Source organism: Xanthobacter luteus, assembly GCF_040049235.1.
Lineage (GTDB): Bacteria > Pseudomonadota > Alphaproteobacteria > Rhizobiales > Xanthobacteraceae > Xanthobacter.
Genome location: NZ_JBDZDO010000001.1, coordinates 584,207 through 599,042 on the forward strand (window position 1 = coordinate 584,207; position 14,836 = coordinate 599,042).

Below are 14,836 nucleotides of genomic sequence, written 5' to 3' on the forward strand. Positions count from 1 at the left end.
ACAGAGCGAACAAATGTTCGCAGTGTTCGGGCGAACAAAGCGAACACACCCCTTTAGGGGTGTTCGCTTTGTTCGCCCCCCTGTTCGCTGCCGTCAGGTTAGCCATACGTGGCGCTCCCATTGGGCAACACGGGAGGAGAGCAAGAGAGCCTCTGCGGCACGCTTGAATGCCAATTGCCGAGCGCGGGGTTCCGGCGAATTGGTGATGCCGCGAGCGTAGGCGTAGGAACGCCATTCGCTTTCCGTCGTGACAAGAGCCGAGGGCGGAATGTGCGGATCGGATGGGGGCTTCTCGCCCTTCTCTCCGATCGCCTCTTGAAGCGCGCGCAATGCGATCTTGGCCGAGGCGGAAAGGCGATCGGATGCCTTGGGCGCCGAGGGCACAACATCGCACGAGACAACAACAGGGGCCGTCGTTTCCTCGCCGGTGTCGGGGTCTGTGTAGAGCGTCACGCTTTCCAGATTGAAGGCAAGCCGCACGTCCTCGCCCACGTCGTTCGCCTTGTCGAGATTGGCGACGCGCGCGCCTTCGGTCTTCTCAATGCCGATGGTGCAGTCAACGGCACCTAGGAGGGCGCCGTGTCCACGCATCCGCTGTGAGCCATCGGCCGGGACGTGGTGCACGAGAAGAACGTGAGAACCGGTCGCCTCTTGAATGAGCCCAATATTGGCGATCAAGGCGCCCATGTCCTTAGGGCTGTTCTCATCGCCACCGGCGAGGGCGCGCGACACCGTGTCGACGACGATAAGCCGAACGTCGCCCGCTTCCTCGCGCAGCACCATCGCATGCCCGACGATCTCCTGCGCTTGATGGTGGGAGCCTCGAAGATCCACGGCGCCGGACACGATGCCGAGCGGCATATCGTCAAGACCGTGATACAGGCCAAAGGCGGAAAGGCGCCGCTGCACCAACGCCGCGCGTTCCGCCGCCACATAGAGCACCGGCCCGGCCATCACTCGCCGGCCAAACCACGGCAGGCCACCGGCAACATGCGCGGCGAGGTCGCCCACAAGAGCAGACTTTCCGGAACCGGGCGGGCCGAAGAAGCAACTCAGCTCGCCCGTGCCCAGGAGCCCATGCACGAGCCAGTCCTTTCGCGGCGCGCGCGGGAAGTCCGCAAAACGTGTGAGCGTCAGTGAAGGGCGCGTGTTCAAGCTGCCGCCCTCCTCATGTACGCGGCCTTGCGCACCGCCACGGAAGGCGGGCCGGGAGGTGCGAGGGCCGCACGGACTTCGCGGGCGTGCTCGTGATCTTCAGCGGCGAGCGCAGGGCCGGGCCGGAGCCGCCGCCATGCCGACACCGTGTCGAGGATGACAAGTCCGTCCCCGGCCGCCGCAAGCCATCGCAGCGGCGTTCGCCAGCACGGCACCGGCTCCCCCAGGCGTGCGAGGCCAAGCGATTCCTCCCCCAGGAGGATGGCCCGGCCGGTGAGCCGTGCCCACTTGTCCGGCCTGGTGACGGGCCACGCGAGCGCGTCGATGATCTCGCCGAAAGCATCGCGCATCGGGAACACCAGCGACGCTAGACCACCCTCGCCGAAGTCCCACCTCCGGAGCGGGAAAAAGCGGGCGTCAGTCTCCCGAACTTCGATGATCAGTGCATCGGCCACGCCAGCGGCGCGAAGGGCCGCAAGCCCCTCCCGCGACGGGAAGTCGGAGCGGGCCAGAAGCTCGCATTCAAGCCAGCCGGGAGGTGCTGCTTGGATTTCGGAGGGAATGTTGGTATCTTCGGACTTGTCCCCGCCAAAGGACTGTTTCCGAAGCCCGTGCGACGCCTCCGCGTCCACGGGCTTTTCGTCGGCCGCCACCTTAGGCCGCCGCCGTCTCGTCGGAATGCCGCGAATGCTGTGAGACTGCGCGCTCCGCGATGCGGGCGAACACCCACGACTGAACCTCATCGCGGATGAAGGCAACACGCTTGCTGCCGAGGGGAACCGCCACCGGGAACCGGCCCGCCGCGCGAAGGCGGTTCACGCCCGTCCGGGAAAGACTCGTGAGGCGGCACACCTCATTCAGGGAAATCAGAGCCGGGGCCTGTAGGTCGGACATAGCCGCTCCTTCCATTGAGGGAGCGGCCAACCGGAGCCGCTCCAACCAGAACGGCTATCCATATGGACCACGAAGCGCCCGCACGTCTCGACAGTTAAAAATCGGTTTTGGCTGTCTTCGACTTCTTGACGCGCCGATAGCTGGCCATGATGGCGCGCGCAGATACGCGTTTGCCCTCCTTCTCAAGCTCATCGGCCGCAAGCTCATATGCGGCTTCAAGTGTCAGACTTTGGCGGTCGATCCTGCTACGAAGTAAAACCCATTGAACTATGTTGTACCTTCGCATGTCTTTATCCCTTTGAGCCTCCTTTTCGGCTGGTGAACCGCCGCGCCCTTGCTGACGTTTCCCATTTGATCGGGGAGAAGCCTTAATAAATAACAGATCAAAAGCATCGCCAATGATCGGCAAAACCCATGTGGGAACTGGCCGCCCATTATTGATACACAAAACAATACAGCTAAATACGGCTCTTAAATCTTCGCACTCTCTCCAGCTTTTTTCCGCCCGTTCGATCTCGGCCGCAAAAAACCAATCATCGCTAGCCATCGGATACCCTCCCCGACGCGCAAAAGTCAGCCCATGCCGCCATGAGCGCCCGTCGCTTCTCCAGCGCGTCACCTCGCCGATAGGCGCGCTCCACCGCGTCGCCCACGGCATGGGATAGCGCCGCCTCGGCCACCTCGCGCGGATAGGTCGTCTCCTCGCCTGCCCAATCGCGGAACGACGAACGGAAGCCGTGCACCGTGAAGCCGGCGCCGCCGGCCGTCTTGAGGGCCTTTGCGAGCGTCATGTCAGAGAGGGGCTTTCCGCCCTTCTGCCCAGGAAACACAAGCTCGTTGATGGCGACCTTCTGCATTTCCCGCAGGATTTCGACGGCCCGGCTTGGAAGTGGGACGCGGTGCGCCTTGCCCTCCTTCATCCGCGATGGCGGGATGGTCCACACCTGCGACGCCAAGTCGATCTCGGTCCACGCCGCGCCGCGTGCCTCGCCGGATCGGACTGCGGTCAAGATGCAGAACTCTAGCGCCCGCGCGCCCGCGCCGCTGGCAGATCGAACCTTCGCCAGAAGGGCGGGAACATCCTTGTACGGCACCGCCGCATGATGGCCGCGAGTAAGGGCCGATTGCGTCGGCAAGATCTGATCGAGATGGCCTTTCCACGTCGCCGGGTTGTCGCCGGTGCGCAGGCCCCGCGCCTTGGCGTGGTCTAGGACAAGCTTGATCCGCTCCCGTACCTTGCTGGCGGTTTCGGGCTTGGCGTGCCACAGGGGCCGAAGGGTGCGGACCACGTCGTCGGTCGATATTGCGTCGACGGGAAAAGAGCGCAGCCCCTTGACGTAGGCGTTGGCGAATCTTTCCCATGCGACGGCGGTTTTCGCACCGCGCCACTTCGGGCGCATGGTTTCGATGTACTCGTCTGCGATCTGCCCGAAGGTGACGACGCGCACCGCCGCCCGTCGCTCTGCCATGTCCGCCTTGGGATCGCCACCGGCGCCGACTATCTGCCGGGCCTCTTCCGCCTTCGTGCGGGCCAAGGCAAGTGAGACGTGCCCCGCGCCCGATCCGTAGGCCCCCAGGCCCATTTCCCGCCGCACGCCGAAGCGGCGCCAGATGAACACCCATGACCGGGAGCCGGACGGTTGCACCCGCAGATAGAGGCCGTCCCCGTCGCCGTAGATGCCGGCTTGGGTTAGGCTCCTGATCTTCGCATCAACCAGCTTATGGCGCGCCATTCATAACGCCTTTCATAACCGGCCGTGTTGCCAGTCGGGATAACCCTACTGGCCATAGTGGCTCCCGTGTTATGAAAATCAACGCCCGCGAGACAATAAAGATAGCAAAATCAACAGATTGAAGTCTGCTCAGGGAGCCACCCCCTCGCCATCGGCGCTCGCTCGGGGTGAGCCAGCCCCACACCCGCCCCGAACGCGTGGCACCGCCCCCATCCCTGCCGGTCGTCGACCAAGGCACCCTGCCCGCCGTCCTCCGGCGCCTAGATGTGCTGCTCCGCCGCCTGCGCCAGCTCGCCCACCGTCACCGGCTTCAGGGGCGGGCGGATGGTGAGGCAGCCGACGCTCTCCATGCTGCGGCCCTGGACCTCGGCGACCAGGCGCGCGAGCGTCGCCGCGCATTGGCGCCCCTGGCAGGGGCCCATGCCGGTGCGGGTGAACGCCTTGATCTGGTTCGGGCCGGCGCCAGGGAGCGCGGCCGCGCGGCGGACCGCGTCGGCGCTCACCTCCTCGCAGCGGCACACCAGCGTCTCGCCCGACGGCGCCAGGACGTCCCTGCGGGGCCGGTAGAGCGCGTCGAGGAAGGCGCGGAAGCCGGCCTCCGACGCGAGCCGCCGCCGGAGCGGGCCGGCCTCCTGGGCCGCCGCGGCCGGGCTCAGGTGCCCGCCGCGGGCAAGCACGCCGAGCGCGGCAAGGGTGCCGGACCACGCCGCTCCCCGGGCGCCGAGGATGCCGCCGCCGTCGCCCGCCACGAACAGTCCGTCGCGGCTGGTCATGCGGAAGGCGTCGAGGCGCGGCGCGAAGCACTCCTGGTCGGGGCACCAGTCATGGACGCAGTCCAGCGCCAGCGTGGCATGGATGTTGGGGACCACGCCCTCATGCACCAGCAGCAATTGCGCCGGACGCCGCTCTTCCCGCCCCGCCTGGGTCACGAAGCGCACCGCCGCGATGCGCCCCTCCCCCTCCGCCGCCACCGCGCGCACGGAGATCACCGGCACCCGCGCCAGCGCCAGCTTGAGGCGCCAGCCGAGCCCTTTCATGAGATCGCCGGCATGGCGCGAAAGCGCGCGCGGCCGGCGCAGGCCGGCCAAAGCCGCCGCCGCCCGGTTCCCGGCCGGCGCGGTGTCGAGCCAGCCGGCGATGGCGCCGCCGAGCGCCAGGATCTGCGCCGCATAAAGCAGCACCAGCGGCCCGCTGCCGGCGATCCAGACCGGCCCTGTTGGCACCTGTCCCGCCGCCTTCAGCAGCGTCTGCGCGCCGCCCACGGTGACGACCCCGGGCAGCGTCCATCCGGGAAACGGCACCGGGCGCTCCAGCGCCCCGGTGGCGAGCACCACGGCGCCGGCATCGATGCGGCCGAGCGCGCCGTCCTGCTTCACATGCGCCTGCCAGCCCGGATCGAGCCGCCAGAGCTCGATGCCCGGGCGGTAATCGGCGCCGCAGGCGCGGAAGCGTTCCGCCACGCCGATCCCGCGCGCATAGTCGGCGCCCAGCGTGCCGGCCCGAGCGGCGTTCGCCTCGGCGGCGCGCCAGATCTGGCCGCCGGGCGCCGGCGCGTCGTCGACCACGCGCACCGAGAGGCCGGCATGCCGCAGCCGCAGCGCCGCCGCCATGCCGGCGGGTCCGGCGCCGACGACGAGCGCGTCCACGCGCGGAGGGCGGCTCATGGCGCCGCCTCGCGCCGCCCGTGCTGGCGCTCCACCCGCAGGCCGGCGCGCACCGGCACCATGCAGGCGCGGCGCGAGGGCACGCCGTCCACCACCACCAGGCAGTCGAAGCAGGCGCCGATCAGGCAATAGGGGCCGCGCGGCGCGCCGGTCACGGGGGTCGTGCGGGCGGTGAAGGGCGCGGTGCGCAGCAGGACCGCGGCCAGCGGCTCGCCCTCGCGCGCGGCAACGTCAGCGCCGTCGATCAGGATGCGCACGGCCGCGCCGGGAAGGTCAGGCAGTGTTCGGAACATGGAACCGGTCCGGATGGAAGGGCGCGAGCGCCGCGGGCAGCGCCCCGCGCGCAATGGCGGGGGCGATCTCGAGCGCGTGGGCGGCCGCCAGCGTCACCCCGGAATGGCACAGGGTGACGAAGGCGCCGCCGTCGGGCGATTGCGCATAGATGGGATGGCCGTCCGGCGTCATCACCCGCAGGCCCGCCCAGTGGCGCACCACCGTCATATGCTCGAGCGCCGGCAGGATGCGGCAGGCGCGCGCCGCCATGTGCGCCGCCCCCTCCACCGTGGTGCCGGTGTCGCGCCCGACCTCCTCCTGGGTGGAGCCGATGAGTACGCCGCCTTCCGCCGTCTGGCGCAGGGGCACGGTCGGCAAAGGCAAAAGCGGGGCGAGACGCTCGGTTACCAGCAGCTGCCCGCGCTGCGGGCGCAGCGGCACGCCGAGCCCCGCCTGCGCGGCGAGCGGGCCGAGGCCGTTGCCGGCGGCAATCACGATCCGCCCCGCCCGCACCGGACCCTCGGGGGTCGAGAGCGTGTAGGCCCCCTCGCGCACCACGATGTGCGAGACCGGGCTGGCGCCGCGGATCTCGGCGCCGAGCCGCATGGCCGCCACCTGGAAGGCGTGGAGCGCGCGCAGCGGGTTGACCTCGCCGTCGCCGGCGCAGAAGGAGGCGCCCACCACCTCCTGGCCGAGCCGCGCGCCGGGCAGCAGCCGCTCCAAGGCGCCGCGCTCGACCATCTGCGTGTCGTAGCCGTCGGTCCCGAGTTCGCCCGCGAGGCGATCGAGGAGGGCGGCGCGGGCCGCATATTCGTCGGCGCCGAGGCAGAAGTGCAGACCTCCGGACCGCCGGAAATCGAGGCCGACGCCGCTCGCCTCGGCGAGCTCGCGGGCAAGCTCCGGCCACAGGCTGGCGCTTCGCCGGGTCAGGCACTGGTAGGCCGGCATGCCCGGCCCCTTGCCCTGCACCCAGATGATGCCGAAATTCGCCCGCGCCGCGCGCAGATCGCGGTCGTCGCCGTCGAGCAGCAGCGGCTTTGCCCCTGCCCGCGCCAGCCCGTAGGCGAGCGCCGCGCCGACGAGGCCGCCGCCAATGACGACGATGTCCGCCGCGCGAGCCGCGGGCGTCATGGGCGCGCGCTCCCCAAAGCGGGCCTCACGCCGCGAACCGGCTCGCCCGATAGGGGGCGATGTCGATGCTCTGCGGCGTGCGGCCGGCGGCCAGATCGGCGACGATCCGCCCGGTGGCGGGTGCCGCCGTGAGGCCAAAATGGGAATGGCCGAAGGCGAACACGACGTTGGGATGGCGGGCCGAGCGGTCGATGATGGGCAGCCCGTCCGGCAAGGTGGGCCGGCAGCCCATCCATTCGCTCACCCGCGCCGTCGACAGGCCGGGATACATGCGCCGGCCGTGCTCCAGCAGGATGCGCGCGCGGCGCCAGTTGGGCGGCGCGTCGAGGCCGGCATATTCGGCCGTCCCGGCAAGCCGCAGGCCCATCTCCATGGGCGCGGTGGCGAAGCTCGAATCCCGGTTGGTCACGGGGATGCGCGGCATCGGGCCGGGGTCGGCGATGGTGACGTGATAGCCGCGCTCCGCCTCCAGCCGCACGTCGAGGCCGAGCTGGCGCGACAAAGCGTTGGACCAGGCGCCGGCGGCGAGCACCAGCCTGTCGAAGGCGATCTCCCCGTCCTCGGTGAGCGCCGCGACCGGAACCCCGGCCTCCATGCGGAAGCCGCGCACCGCGCCGCGCCGGATCGCGCCGCCGTCGCGCGCCACCTGCTCGGCGAGCACGGTGACCACGCGGTGCGGGTTGAGGCAGGTGCCGTTGTCGGGCAGCAGCAGGCCGCTCTGGAAATGCGGCGCCAAAGTGGGCTCCACCTCGCGCACCTGCGGGCCGCTGATGTCCTCGGCGCGGATGCCGGCGGCCTGGCGCAGCTCGCGGGCAAGCGGGCTGTCGAGCGGACCGGGCTTGGAGGAGACGTAGAGCTGGCCGGTCATGACGATCAGGTCCGATCCGCCCGCCGCCGCCAGCAGCGGCGCATAGGCCTCGAACACCGGCTGGTGCAAGGCGTGCATGGCCTTGGAGATGCGGCGCACCTGGGACGGCCGGCTCGCCGCCATCCAGCCCAGCAGCCAGGGCAAAAGCTTCGGCAGGTGCGCCGGAGGCAAGGACAGCGGCCCGAGCGGGTCGAACAGCCAGCGGGGCACGTTCAGCAGCGTGCCGGGCATGGAATAGGGCACCACCGCGCCGGGACTGACATTGCCGGCATTGCCGAACGAACAGCCCTCGCCCGGCGCCAGGCGGTCCACCACGGTCACCTGGAAGCCCGCGCGCTGGAGGTAGGCGGCCGAGCAGATGCCGACGATGCCCGCGCCCACCACGAGGACCCGGCGCCCAGCCGTGCCGGCGGGCGCCGGCGCGCGCGTCTGGCCGCCGCTCATTTGGCGGCGGCGCGCTTGCGCGCCGAGATCAGGGTGCCACCCACCGCCCAGTTCTCGGCCTTGACGTCCTCGAACACGACGAAGACGCTCTCGGCGCTGACGCCGGCGCATTCCACCATGGTCTCGGTGATGCGCTTGGCCAGCTCCGCCTTCTTTTCCTCGCTGCGGCCCTCGATCATCTCAACGCGCACGTACGGCATTTCCAGTCGCTCCCAATACCTGTTTGTCTCACCCGAAATACTTCTTGCGGTACTTTGCCTCCAAGGCGTTGGCGGCGAACGTCAACGGCAGGATGATGACGAGGAAGATCAGCGCCACGATGGTCAGCACCTCCAGCGGCCGGAAGGTGCGGATGCTGATCTGCTGGCCCTGGTAGAGGATTTCCGCCACCGCGATGTAGCCGGCGAGCGAGGTGTTCTTCACCACCAGCACGCACTGGCTCACGAGCGGCGGAAACACCCGCTGGAAGGCGAGCGGCCCGGTGATGCGGCGCAGGATCTGGCTGCGCGTCATGCCCACCGAGAGCGCCGCCTCCACCTGCCCCTTCTCGATGGACTGGAAGCCGGCGCGGAAGATTTCCGAATAGAAGGCCGAGCTGTAGAGCGAGAGCGCCAGCACCGCGGTCTGGAAGCCGCTGAGCGACAGCCCGGTGAGGATCGGCAGACAGTAATAGATCCACACCAGCAGCACCAGCGGCGGCACCGCGCGCAGCACCTCGACGATGCCGGTGACGGCGATGGTCACCACGCGCCAGGAATGGGCGCGCACCAGATAGAGCGCGAGCCCGAGCGCCATGCCGCAGACGATGACGGTCAGCGCCAGGGTCAGCGTCATGCCGATCGCCCGCAGGAACACCTCGCGATATTCGAGGACGATCGAGAAATCCCATTCGTAGGCGGGCTGCATGTCGGGCCGCCTCAGTTGCGGTGGTCGAGGTAGCGGCCGAGGAATTCCAGCGTGCGCCGGTTGCCGGTGCCGCCGAAGATGTGCTCCGCCGTGCCCATGTCGGCGATCACGCCCTGGTCGAGGAACACCACCTGGTCGCAGACCTGGTGGGCGAACCGCATCTCGTGGGTGACGACGACCATGGTCATGCCCTCTTTGGCGAGATCGGCGATGACTTTCAGCACCTCGCCCACCAGCTCCGGATCGAGCGCCGAGGTCGGCTCGTCGAACAGCATCACCTTGGGCTGCAAGGCGAGCGCGCGTGCGATCGCCACGCGCTGCTGCTGGCCGCCGGAGAGCCGGCTCGGATAAGCGTGCATGCGTTCGGCGAGGCCGACCTTGGTGAGGAGGGCGACGGCGCGGGCCTCGGCCTCGGCCTTCGGCACCTTCTGCACCACCACCGGGCCTTCCATCACGTTCTCCAGCGCCGTCTTGTGGGGCCACAGGTTGAACTGCTGGAACACCATGGCCATCTGGCGCCGCTGCCGGCTGAGCTCGCCGGCGCCGAGGCGCGCGCGCCGGCCGCCCTTCTCCGAAAGGCCGATCAGCTCGCCCTCCAGGCGCACCTCCCCGGCGGTGGGCTCCTCCAGGAAGTTGAGGCACCGCAGGAGCGTGGACTTGCCCGAGCCGCTGGCGCCGATGAAGCCCACCACCTGCCGGCGGGCGATGTCGAGGTCGATGCCCTTGAGCACCTCGATCGGGCCGAAGCTCTTGCGCAGGCCGCGGATGGTGAGCAGCGGCGCCGCGCCGGAAGTGTCCTGCATGTGGGCGGCTCAGCGCGTGCCGAGATACTTGGTCCAGATCTCGTTCACGGCGCCGGAGATCTTGTAGTATTCGAGCGTGATGTCCATCCACTCCTTGAGGTCCTTCGCCTCCTTGCGCAGGCCGAAATTGATCGGCTGGGCCCGCACCGGGGTCGGGATCACGAGGGTGCCCTTCTTCTTCGCCTGCAGAAACAAGGCGAGGGTCGGCTCGTTGGAGAGGATGACGTCGGCGCGGCCGGTCTCCAGCTCCAGGATCATGGCGTCGGTGGACTTCACCAGCGTCCAGGTGGCCTTGGGCAGGAATTCCTGGGCGGCGCGGGTGGTGGAGGCGCCGTCCACGGCGGCGATGCGCACCTCGGGGCGGTTCACCTCGTCCCAGGTGGAAAGGGCCTTGACCTTGTCGGCGGCGCCGACGATGCCGATCTTGCTCTCGGCGACGATGTCCGAGAAGCCGACCGCGAGCGCGCGCTGCGGCGTGGCGTTGAAGCCGCCGACGATGTCGAACTTGCCGGCCTGGAGGCCGGCGGCGGCGGTGCCCCACTCGGTGGGCACGAACTCCACCTTGACGCCGATCGAGCCGAACATCAGCCGCGCGAGGTCGGGGATGATGCCGGTCCAGGTGTCGGTGGCGAGATCCTTGCGATAGTAGGGATAGGCCTCGATGGCTCCCACGCGCACCACCTTCGAGGAGACGATGCGGTCGAGCTCGCCCTTGTCCTGGGCACTCGCCGGAGTGGCGGCGGCAAGCCCGATCACGGCCACCGCGGCCAGCAGGGTTCTCCAAGGCGTCGCATGCGCGTGGTTCATGTGTCGATCCCCTCTTTTCGCCGGATTTTGACCTCGCGAGGTCGCTGTAGGGTGCGGGCCGCGGCCGCGGCGACTCTGGCAGGTGCGCAAGGCTAGGGGCTCACCTGCGCGCTGAGAAATTGAATCTCCGCATGCGCCATGCAAAACTTGCATAGGGCGCGGATTTGGGCACCGCCCTGCCCGCTTGTCCGCCAAGGGGCGCCCGAGGGGGCGTCAGGGCGGCGGAGGGAGCCGAAGGGGATCGCGCATTCCATGGAGATCGCCTGGCTGGAGGACTTCCTTGCCCTCAGCACCACCCTCAATTTCTCGCGCGCGGCGGAGATGCGCAACGTCACCCAGCCGACCTTCAGCCGGCGGATCCAGAATCTGGAAGCCTGGCTGGGCGCGCCGCTGGTGGACCGCAGCACCTTCCCGGTCTCCTTGACCGACGAGGGCAAGGTGTTCCGCAAGACCGCCGAGGACATGGTGCAGATGCTGTACCGCGAGCGCGACCAGCATCGCGTCACCTCGGCGAGCCGTCGGCCGCTTCTCACCTTCGCGACGCTGCACACCATCGCGCTGAGCTTCTATCCGGACTGGATCGAGGACGTGGAGCGAGCCCTCGGCCCGGTGCGGGCGCGCATGATCTGTTCGTCGCTGCACGATTGCGTCGCCCAGCTCGCCTCGGGCGGCTGCGACTTCATGCTGTGCTATTTCCACCCCTCCGGGCCGCTGCTGCTCAACGGCGCCGATTTCCCGTCCTTGCGCATCGCCCGCGACCGGCTGGTGCCGGTGTGCGCGCCCGACGCCGCCGGCCGCCCGCTCCACGGCCTCGATGGGCCGGGCGGCCACAAGGTGGCGTATCTGGCCTACGCGCCGCACACCTTCATCATCAAGCTGATCGACAGCGTGATGGCGGGCCACGCCCGTCCGCCGGTGCTCGACCCGGTGTTCGAGAGCGCGCTCGCGGTGGCGCTCAAGGCCATGGCGCTCAAGGGCCGCGGCGTGACCTGGCTGCCGGAGAGCGCGGTGGCGGGGGATATCGCCGGCGGCCAATTGGTCTATGCCGGCGGGCCGGAATGGATGACCACCATGGACGTGCGCATCTACCGCTCCGCCAAGCCCGGCAAGGCGGAGGCCGAGCGCCTGTGGAAGCGGCTCGCGGGACAGGATCGGATCAGCCCGATCTAGCGCCGGAACACGCGCCTGGCGCGCCCGGGTCGGGTGGCCCCGCTCAGCCGCCGGAAATGAGCAGCATCGCGCCGCGACCCGCCGCCATCAGCCCCACCAGGGCCAAGGCCAAAAGCGCGACGGCGCGGTGGCCGCCCGGCGCGCGGCGGAAGATCCAGCCACCGGCCAGCGTGCCCAGCACCAGCGCCGGCAGCAGCGCGGCGGCGAGCGCGACGTCGTGGCCCGCGATCTGGCCGGCGGCGGCGCTGAACGCCAGCGGCGCCGCGCAGAACACGGTGAACACCATGGTCATGGAGGCGCGCGCCGCCGCCGGAGCGAACCAGCCTCGCAGATAGAAGGCGGTGAGCGGCGGCCCGCCCATGGCGACCAGCCCCTGGAGGAAGCCGGACGACGCCCCCGTCGCCAGCGTGAGGAGCCGGCCCGGCCGCGGCGAGCGCACGGGCGGCGCCAGCGCCAGCGCCACCGAGGCGCCGACGGTGATCAATCCCACGGCGACCCGGACCAGGCTCTGCGGCGCGAGATGGAGCATCGCCGCCCCCAGCACCACGAACGGCAGCCCGGCCGCCGAGATGAACGTGCTGCTGCGACGGTCGATGGTGCCGAGATCGCTGCGCAGCGTCACCGCTCCGGAGGCGAGCTGGAGCGCCAGCACGACCGGCACCGCGCGCACCGGTTCCATGAACAACGTGGCGAACGGCACCGCGAACAGGCCGAAGCCGAAGCCGGTGAAGCCGCGCAGCACCGCCGCGGCGGCGACCACCACCGACAGGACGAGCGCCGTCGTGACGAAATGGGCGTCGAAGGACATGAAGGGAACGGTCAGCCGGCCGGCGGCAGCGCCCGCGCCGGAAAATAGGGGAGCAGTCCGGTGGCGGGATCGCAATTGACGTACTCGAACTCGGGCGCGCCGGGCTCCAGCACATAGATCTCGTTGTAGGTGCGCAGCTCCAGCGCCGCCTGGTACTTCTTACGCTCCGCCATCGCCCGGTGATAGATGGCAAGGTGCGTCGGGTGATGCTTCGCCCACGCCTCGAGGTGGCCGAGCGAGAGGAAATGGCCGAGCGAATAGGCCTCCTCCAAAAGCCTGCCGTCGCCATCGGCCAGCACCACCTGACGCAGCGAGGGGCAGCCGGCATCGAGCGGGCTGCGGCGCAGATAGTCCATGCCCGCGTCGAGCTTGGGCTTGACGTTGCGCGCATAGCTTTCGCGCTGTTCGGCGCCGCAGGCGGCCCAGGAGACCCCCGACCGGATCACCGCCAGCCCCGCCGGCGGACGGACCGCGAGACGGGCGCCGCGCGCGCGCGGCGGCGCGTCCAAAGGGGCAAGGCGTGGCACCTCCGCTTCCAGCGGGTCGAACGCCGCGGCGGGGATGCGGTCGCGCGCGGCGCCCCAATAGCCGGTTTCCTCCATCGGCTCCAGGCGCGAGAACGGACAGGCCGACAGACCCCGCCGATACTCCGCGAACGCGATGGTCTCGGCGCGCTGCGGGGCGACGCTCACCGGCTCCCACCATTGGGCGAGGTCCTCGGCGAGCGCCCGCGTGCCCCGTCGCCATTCACCAATGAGGGGCGTCGCGGCCCAGCGGTCGAAAGCATCCCGATCGGGCCAATAGAGCGCCGCCATGTGGTTCGCCCGCCCCTCGGCGTCGGTGAACCGGGCGCGGTCGAAGTGGCATGGCGCATCGGGCGCAGCCCCGGCGGCAGCGAGGAAATCGGCAAGCGCGCGCCCCGCGCGGTTCCCGTCCGGCGCCGACAGGCCCATAAACAGCACCGCGAGGCGCTCGGGGGCATGGTCGAAGCGGGACGAGTAGCGCACGATCGGCGGGACATGCCCCGCCGGCCGACTGCTGGGAAAAAGGCGCGGGCGACCGTCGCTCATGGGCTGGCTCAGCTCTGGTCCATGGCGAAGGCCCGCAGCTTCGGATCGTCGGCGATCATCTTCAGGAACTTGTCGGTGATGTAGTCCTTCGCCTCCGGGGTCTTCTGGAGCGTGCCGGTGGACTTGAGATACTCGGCGAGGTCGGTGTGCCAGGTGTCCATCACGGACGCGCCCTTCGAGCGATCGAACAGCTTGAGCTGCTCCTCCAGGGTGTAGATCGGCCGCTTGTCATAGTCGACCGCAATGAAGTGGTCCGAGAGCGTGGTGCCGCCTTCGGGATAGAAGGTCTTCATGTAGGCCATGGTCTCCGCCCGGTGCTTCTTCTGCCAGGCGATGGAGCGCAGATAGACCGCCAGAACCTTCGCCACCATCTCCGGGTGCTCGGCGGCATAGTCGGCGCGCACCACCACCGCGGCGGTCACCGCGGCGCCGCCATCGCGGCCGGTGCAGAGTGTCTTGGTGTCGGCCTTCTCCTGGAGCGTGTAGGAGAATGGCGGCCAAGCGGCGGCGAGCGCGCCGTTGCCGGAGGCATAGGCGGCGATGGTCTGCGCCGGGCCGAGATTGACCACCCGGACGTCGTTTGGGCCGAGGCCGAGCTTCTTCAGGCACGCCACGGCCGTGTAGTGGCCGGTGGAATTGGTGGTGAGCAGAATCTCCTTGCCCTTGAGGGTGGACGGATCCTTCAGGATCGCGTCGGCGTCCTTCGCGCGGGCGGCGACCCAGGCGGTGTCGGACTGGTCGTCGGCGAGGGCGATGGTGACGAGGTTGAAGCGCACCGCGCCGAGCACCGCGGGGGGCGAGCCGGTGCCGCCGATGTCCCAGGATTTCGAGGGCGCGGCCGCGATCTGCTGCGGGCCGGCGGGGAAGGTGGAGAAGCTCGGCTCGATCCCCATCTCCTTCCACCATCCCCGCTCGGTGGCGATGTAGAACGGCAGCGACCAGTAGAGCGCCGGCTGGTAGGAGATCTTCACCGGCTCGGCGCCGGCCGGGGCGGCGCGCATCGGCGCGGCGAGGGCCAAGCCGGCGGCAAGAAACGTGCGTGCGCAAAGCGCTCTGCGAGTGACCATGGTCTGTACTCCGGTTCCCGGTTTCTTTGGAAGGTCTTGTCTT

At 69.6% G+C, this 14,836-nt stretch carries 17 protein-coding genes; 1 reads left to right on the top strand and 16 read right to left on the bottom strand.

Going from position 1 to position 14,836, the window contains the following annotated elements:
- Positions 1 to 93 precede the first annotated feature (93 nt).
- From ABLE88_RS02895 to ABLE88_RS02955, 13 genes are all read right to left on the bottom strand, one after another.
- Positions 94 to 1,155 (bottom strand): AAA family ATPase, encoded by a 1,062-nt coding sequence (locus ABLE88_RS02895; RefSeq protein ID WP_348829925.1) that lies wholly within the window; start codon positions 1,153 to 1,155, stop codon positions 94 to 96.
- On the bottom strand, positions 1,152 to 1,808 hold the full coding sequence (locus ABLE88_RS02900) for a hypothetical protein (protein WP_348829926.1): 657 nt from the start codon (positions 1,806 to 1,808) through the stop codon (positions 1,152 to 1,154). The genes ABLE88_RS02895 and ABLE88_RS02900 overlap by 4 nt, the downstream gene beginning before the upstream one ends.
- A 1-nt stretch (position 1,809) precedes the next feature.
- Complete coding sequence (locus tag ABLE88_RS02905; protein ID WP_348829927.1) at positions 1,810 to 2,049, bottom strand: helix-turn-helix transcriptional regulator; 240 nt, start codon at positions 2,047 to 2,049, stop codon at positions 1,810 to 1,812.
- Positions 2,050 to 2,143: 94 nt separating this feature from the next.
- Positions 2,144 to 2,596, bottom strand: coding sequence for a hypothetical protein (locus tag ABLE88_RS02910; RefSeq protein WP_348829928.1), 453 nt, complete (start codon positions 2,594 to 2,596; stop codon positions 2,144 to 2,146).
- Positions 2,589 to 3,782: a tyrosine-type recombinase/integrase gene (locus ABLE88_RS02915; protein WP_348829929.1), complete on the bottom strand. Its 1,194-nt coding sequence runs from the start codon at positions 3,780 to 3,782 to the stop codon at positions 2,589 to 2,591. The genes ABLE88_RS02910 and ABLE88_RS02915 overlap by 8 nt, the downstream gene beginning before the upstream one ends.
- 260 nt (positions 3,783 to 4,042) lie before the next feature.
- Positions 4,043 to 5,446: an FAD-dependent oxidoreductase gene (locus ABLE88_RS02920; protein ID WP_348829931.1), complete on the bottom strand. Its 1,404-nt coding sequence runs from the start codon at positions 5,444 to 5,446 to the stop codon at positions 4,043 to 4,045.
- A complete protein-coding gene (locus ABLE88_RS02925) occupies positions 5,443 to 5,739 on the bottom strand; it encodes a (2Fe-2S)-binding protein (protein ID WP_348829932.1) in 297 nt (98 codons plus the stop codon). Before ABLE88_RS02925 ends, ABLE88_RS02920 begins: the two co-directional genes overlap by 4 nt.
- Positions 5,720 to 6,850, bottom strand: a complete 1,131-nt coding sequence (locus ABLE88_RS02930; RefSeq protein ID WP_348829933.1) for an NAD(P)/FAD-dependent oxidoreductase — start codon at positions 6,848 to 6,850, stop codon at positions 5,720 to 5,722. The genes ABLE88_RS02925 and ABLE88_RS02930 overlap by 20 nt, the downstream gene beginning before the upstream one ends.
- Positions 6,851 to 6,875: 25 nt before the next feature.
- Positions 6,876 to 8,162: an NAD(P)/FAD-dependent oxidoreductase gene (locus ABLE88_RS02935; RefSeq protein WP_348829934.1), complete on the bottom strand. Its 1,287-nt coding sequence runs from the start codon at positions 8,160 to 8,162 to the stop codon at positions 6,876 to 6,878.
- Positions 8,159 to 8,362, bottom strand: a complete 204-nt coding sequence (gene thmT / locus ABLE88_RS02940; protein WP_348829936.1) for a 2-hydroxymuconate tautomerase — start codon at positions 8,360 to 8,362, stop codon at positions 8,159 to 8,161. Before thmT ends, ABLE88_RS02935 begins: the two co-directional genes overlap by 4 nt.
- A 28-nt stretch (positions 8,363 to 8,390) precedes the next feature.
- Entirely contained in the window at positions 8,391 to 9,068 is a 678-nt protein-coding gene (locus tag ABLE88_RS02945) for an amino acid ABC transporter permease (protein ID WP_348829937.1), read from the bottom strand.
- 11 nt (positions 9,069 to 9,079) lie between these two features.
- Complete coding sequence (locus tag ABLE88_RS02950) at positions 9,080 to 9,871, bottom strand: amino acid ABC transporter ATP-binding protein (protein WP_348829938.1); 792 nt, start codon at positions 9,869 to 9,871, stop codon at positions 9,080 to 9,082.
- A gap of 9 nt (positions 9,872 to 9,880) precedes the next feature.
- Positions 9,881 to 10,678 (bottom strand): transporter substrate-binding domain-containing protein, encoded by a 798-nt coding sequence (locus ABLE88_RS02955; RefSeq protein ID WP_348829940.1) that lies wholly within the window; start codon positions 10,676 to 10,678, stop codon positions 9,881 to 9,883.
- Positions 10,679 to 10,930: 252 nt separating this feature from the next.
- Here ABLE88_RS02955 and ABLE88_RS02960 point away from each other — a divergent pair, with 252 nt between their 5' ends.
- The gene (locus ABLE88_RS02960) at positions 10,931 to 11,848 is read left to right on the top strand and encodes a LysR substrate-binding domain-containing protein (protein ID WP_348829942.1); all 918 of its coding nucleotides are present in this window, start codon (positions 10,931 to 10,933) and stop codon (positions 11,846 to 11,848) included.
- A 43-nt stretch (positions 11,849 to 11,891) separates the two neighbouring features.
- Here the strand turns inward: ABLE88_RS02960 and ABLE88_RS02965 are convergent, their stop codons facing one another.
- From ABLE88_RS02965 to ABLE88_RS02975, 3 genes are read right to left on the bottom strand one after another with little or no spacing between them, the layout of a single operon-like run.
- Positions 11,892 to 12,656 (bottom strand): TSUP family transporter, encoded by a 765-nt coding sequence (locus ABLE88_RS02965; protein WP_348829944.1) that lies wholly within the window; start codon positions 12,654 to 12,656, stop codon positions 11,892 to 11,894.
- A gap of 11 nt (positions 12,657 to 12,667) precedes the next feature.
- The gene (locus ABLE88_RS02970; protein ID WP_348829945.1) at positions 12,668 to 13,726 is read right to left on the bottom strand and encodes a phenylacetaldoxime dehydratase family protein; all 1,059 of its coding nucleotides are present in this window, start codon (positions 13,724 to 13,726) and stop codon (positions 12,668 to 12,670) included.
- An 8-nt stretch (positions 13,727 to 13,734) separates the two neighbouring features.
- Positions 13,735 to 14,793, bottom strand: coding sequence for an ABC transporter substrate-binding protein (locus ABLE88_RS02975; protein WP_348829946.1), 1,059 nt, complete (start codon positions 14,791 to 14,793; stop codon positions 13,735 to 13,737).
- Positions 14,794 to 14,836: the final 43 nt, after the last annotated feature.